This window comes from Asanoa iriomotensis, assembly GCF_016862515.1.
GTDB lineage: Bacteria > Actinomycetota > Actinomycetes > Mycobacteriales > Micromonosporaceae > Asanoa > Asanoa iriomotensis.
Genome location: NZ_BONC01000155.1, coordinates 1 through 4,703 on the forward strand (window position 1 = coordinate 1; position 4,703 = coordinate 4,703).

A 4,703-nucleotide genomic window follows, 5' to 3' on the forward strand; every position below is an offset into this window, starting at 1 on the left:
CGAACCGACGCGCCAGTTTGGCCCAACGGGTATAGCGTCGGCGGTAGGGCCGCCGACGGCTTCGGTGGCACCGGACGCACGGCGACCGCGTCTGGGCGGCCGGTTCACGCGGAACCGCGCCGACGTGACGACGGAGGGGACCGACGATGCCGCTCGACGATCAACCACGCCGGTGGAACGTGCCGCCCGGGCAGCCGCAGGGGCAGGAGCAGCCGGCGGAGAGCGGCCCGTGGTTGGCGCCGTGGTTGGAGGAGAAGCTCTTCGACCGCCGCATCGTGATCCTCCAGGGCACGGTGAACGGCTCGGCCGCGACCCGCACCGCCGCGGCCCTGCTCACCCTCGACGCCCAGGGCCCGGACCCGGTGGAGTTGCACCTACGCAGCCCCGACGGCGACCTGGACGCGGTCTTCGCGATCATCGATGCCCTCGACATCATGCACGCGCCGGTCCACGTGCTGGCCACGTCGGAGATCGGCGGCGCCGCGGTGGGCCTCTACGCGGTCGCACCGCACCGCAAGGCCTTCCCACACACGCGTTTCCGCCTCCGCGAGCCGCGCGCGGCCGGCATCTCCGGCAACGCCGACGACGTAGCCAACGCCGCGGGCCAGCACCTGCGCGCCCTCGACGACCTGATCGTGCGCATCGCCGAAGCGACCGGCCAACCCCGCAGCCGCGTCGAGGACGACATGTCCCGCGGCCGCCAACTAACGGCGGAGGAAGCCCGCGAATACGGCCTCGTCCACGAAATCGTCGCCCCAGGTAAAAAGGGCGAGCGCGGCTCGCATTGAGAAGCGGTTTCGCACGCGCGACGTAGTCGCGAATTTCGCCTCCCATTCCCGGTGGCCCGCTTTCGGACCGTTAATGCCGCGCGATCGCGCGGGCTGCGCCCGTCATCGGTCCGTTCGCGCCAGGCACCGACCCGTTTGACGCCCTGACCCCGACCGGTGCCGGAAGGCCCGCTCGGGACGGCTTGCGCTCGGCGCCAACACGGCGCGCCCGATCTGCGGCGGCGCGCGCACCCGTCTGATGCCGGGACACCGCCGGCCGGCGGCTAGGCCGCCACAGACCGCGTTGATCGGCAAGACAGGCCGCCAGCGTTCGAGGGCATCACGGCGCACCGGATCGGCGGCGGCGCGCACCCGCCTCGATGCTGGGTCGGCATCAACGCGGCCGTTGGATCGGCGACCCTGGCCGCAAGGTTGGCCGCGGGTCCAGCCGTCAGAGACCGCCGATGTAGCGGCCCGGGGCCATGCGGCGGTGAGGGTCGAAGCGGTCCTTCACCTCCCTAAGGGTCGGCAGGGCCGCCACCGGGCCCCACATGTCGATCGCCTGCCGGACCGCAGGCGGGGCCGAGGTCACCACGCAGGTGCCGCCGCGGAACAGCAGCACCCCCCGGACCGCCATCAGGATCGCGTTGACCCGTTCCGCGCCCAGGCTCGCCGGCAGCGCCGCGTGGACCACCCCCGTGCCGGCGGCGCCGCGGACCGGGACCGGGCCCCCGACCGCGTCGCGCAACGCGTAGATGGCCGCGTGCAGGTCGTTGATCGGCACCGTCAGGCGCAGCGCCACCTCACCCGGCTCGAACGGGTAGCGATGCCACCAGCGTGGCGGCGTCTCGACCGCGCGGGCGTCGCCGCTCAGCACGCCGAGCAACTGCTCCGCCCGGTCGAGCACGTCGGCGCGGGCGCCCTCCAGCAGGAGCGCCACCGTGCCCGGGCCCTGGCGGCTGCGTTGCCGTGGGATCAGGATCGCGCGGTGTGCCGGCAGGTCGACCTCGATCGCCGACGGGGCGACCGAAGCGGCCAGTGCCTGCCTGACCAGGTCGTGGACCTCCAGCGGTGTCCACACCGAGCGGGTCACCCACACCCGGGCCGCCGGCGCCGCCTGGGTGCGCAACGTAGCCGACACCAGCAGTGCCAGGGCGCCCTGTGAGCCGCAGAGCACCTGGTTGAGGCCCGGGCCGTCGGTGCCGCGCATCGACCAGCCGTCGGCGTGCCGCAGCCGGCCCTCGGCATCGACGTAGCTCACCCCGACAACCTGCTCGCACGGCGTGCCGTAGCGGTGGCGCAGCGGGCCCGACTCGTCGGCCGCCAGGATGCCGCCGACCGTCGACCCGATCGAGCGCGGGTCGCAGGCCAGCCGGAGGCCGCGCTGGCCGAGCACCGCCTGCACCGCGCGGACCGGGGTGCCGGCGCCGACCTCGACGCTCAGCTCGCCCGGGTCGCGGTGCCAGATGCCGGCCAGCCGGCCCGTGTCGACGAGGAGGTCGAGCCTGACCGGCGGCGTGCCCCAGTCGACCTTGGTCGCCGCGCCACGCGGCACCACCGCGAGGTCACGAGCGGCGGCGAGCGCCAGCACCGCGGCCGCCGCCTCGACCGTGCCCGGCGCGGCCACCCACCGCGCCGGCACGCCGGCCACCTCGTCTGCGGGCCCGGCCTCCCGAGCGAACCCCGGCCCGCAGATGGCCGCCAAGCGCTCCCGCACATCGAAGCTGCCCGGCGCCACCATGCGGTTTATCGTACACATGTTCGAACGACCCGCAACGCCCCCGACGTGCCGGCCGGGTAGCGTGAGCGCGTGACCGACGAGCCCAATGCCCCTGTCGCGAAGCGGGTGCCGCACGAGCGCACGCACCACGGCGACACCGTCATCGACGAATACGCCTGGCTCGCGGAAAAGGACGATCCCGACACCCTCGGCTACCTCAAGGCCGAGAACGCCTACACCGAGGCGATGACGGCTCACCTCGCGAGCCTCCGCGAGAAGCTGTTCGGCGAGATCCGCCAGCGCACGCAGGAAACGGACCTTTCAGTCCCATACCGGATGGGGCATTTCTGGTACTACAGCCGCACGGTCGAGGGCCAGCAGTACCCGATCTACTGCCGCGTCCCGCTCGCCGACCCGGCGCAGACGACCCCGCCCGCCACCGGCGACGGCGGCCCGCTGCCCGGCGAGGAGATCCTGCTCGACGGCAACGCGCTGGCCGACGGGCACGAGTTCTTCGCGCTCGGCGCGTTCGACGTCAGCCCCGACGGCAACCGGCTCGCCTTCTCGACCGACTTCACGGGCGACGAACGCTTCACCCTGAAGATCAAGGACCTGCGGAGCGGCGAGGTGCTCGCCGACGAGGTGCCCGACACCTTCTACGGCACCGCCTGGTCCTACGACGGCGGCACGCTCTTCTATCTCACGGTCGACGACGCGTGGCGGCCCTACCGGGTCTGGCGGCACACGGTCGGCACGCCGACGAGCGAAGACGTCATCGTGTACGAGGAGCTCGACGAACGCTTCTGGGTCGGCGTCGACCTGACCCGCTCGCAGCGCTACGTCCTGATCGAGGCCGGCAGCAAGATCACCAGCGAGGTCCGGGTCATCCCGTCCGACGACCCCACCGCCGAGCCGGCCCTGATCGCGCCGCGCCGCCAGGGGGTCGAATACTCGGTCGAGCACCACGGCCACCGCTTCCTGATCCTGCACAACGACGGCGCCGAGGACTTCGAGCTCGCGTACACCTCTGTGGACAATCCGACCGGTTGGGCGACGATGGTGCCGCACGAGCCCGGCACCAGGCTGGAGTCGGTCGACGCGTTCGCCGAGCACCTGGTCATCTCGCTGCGCCGCGACGGCCTGTCCGGCCTACGGATCCTGCCGCTCGGCGAGACCGACGGCTATGACATGCGGTTCCCGGAACCCATCTACAGCGTCAACATCGACAGCAACCCCGAATACCAGACCGGTCTCGTACGGCTGCGCTACACGTCCCTGACCACGCCGGAGTCGGTGTACGACTACGACCTGGCCACCGGCGAGCTGATCCTGCGCAAGCGCAAGCCCGTCAAGCCCGGCCCGGACGGGCGCGAGTTCGACCCGGCCGACTACGAGCAGCACCGCGAGTGGGCGCTCGCCGACGACGGCACCCGCGTGCCGATCTCGTTGATCCGCCGCAAGGGCACGCCACGCGACGGCTCGGCTCCCTGCGTGCTCTACGGCTACGGCTCCTACGAGGCGTCGATGGACCCGTGGTTCTCGGTGCCGCGACTGTCGCTTCTGGACCGTGGCATGGTGTTCGCGGTCGCACATGTGCGCGGCGGCGGCGAGCTGGGCCGGCACTGGTACGAGAACGGCAAGCTGCTGGCCAAGAAGAACACGTTCACCGACTTCGTCGCCTGCGCACAGCACCTCGCGAAGGCCGGCTGGACCTCGGCGGACCGGCTGGTCGCCCGCGGTGGCTCGGCGGGTGGGCTGCTGATGGGCGCGGTGGCCAACCTGGCACCCCAGGCGTTCACCGCCATCGTGGCGGAAGTGCCCTTTGTGGACCCGTTGACGTCCATCCTGGACCCGTCGCTGCCGCTGACCGTGATGGAGTGGGAGGAGTGGGGCAACCCGCTCGCGGACCCCGAGGTCTACGCCTACATGAAGTCCTACTCGCCTTACGAGAACGTGTCCGCGGTGGACTACCCGGCCGTTTTGGCGGCCAGCAGCCTCAACGACACGCGGGTGCTGTACCACGAGCCGACCAAATGGGTGGCCCGCCTGCGCGCTGCCGCCCCGGGTGGGCACTACCTGCTCAAGACCGAGATGGGCGCGGGCCACGGCGGCCCGAGCGGCCGGTACGACGCCTGGAAGGACGAGGCCTTCATCGCGGCCTGGGTGCTGGACCACGTCGGCTTGGCCGACTGACATCGCAGGGGCTTGGCCGACTG

3 protein-coding genes are annotated in these 4,703 nt (G+C 72.1%); 2 read left to right on the forward strand and 1 reads right to left on the reverse strand.

Going from position 1 to position 4,703, the window contains the following annotated elements; all coding sequences use genetic code 11:
* Positions 1 to 146: 146 nt before the first annotated feature.
* Positions 147 to 788 (forward strand): ATP-dependent Clp protease proteolytic subunit, encoded by a 642-nt coding sequence (locus Air01nite_RS40510; RefSeq protein WP_203708806.1) that lies wholly within the window; start codon positions 147 to 149, stop codon positions 786 to 788.
* Positions 789 to 1,218: 430 nt separating this feature from the next.
* Here Air01nite_RS40510 and Air01nite_RS40515 read toward each other — a convergent pair whose 3' ends face one another.
* Positions 1,219 to 2,508 carry an FAD-binding oxidoreductase gene (locus Air01nite_RS40515; protein ID WP_239091302.1) on the reverse strand — a complete coding sequence of 430 codons (1,290 nt, stop codon included), beginning with the start codon at positions 2,506 to 2,508 and terminating at the stop codon, positions 1,219 to 1,221.
* A gap of 69 nt (positions 2,509 to 2,577) precedes the next feature.
* On the opposite strand from Air01nite_RS40515, the gene Air01nite_RS40520 reads away from it, so the two are divergent.
* Complete coding sequence (locus tag Air01nite_RS40520) at positions 2,578 to 4,680, forward strand: S9 family peptidase (protein WP_203708810.1); 2,103 nt, start codon at positions 2,578 to 2,580, stop codon at positions 4,678 to 4,680.
* Positions 4,681 to 4,703: the final 23 nt, after the last annotated feature.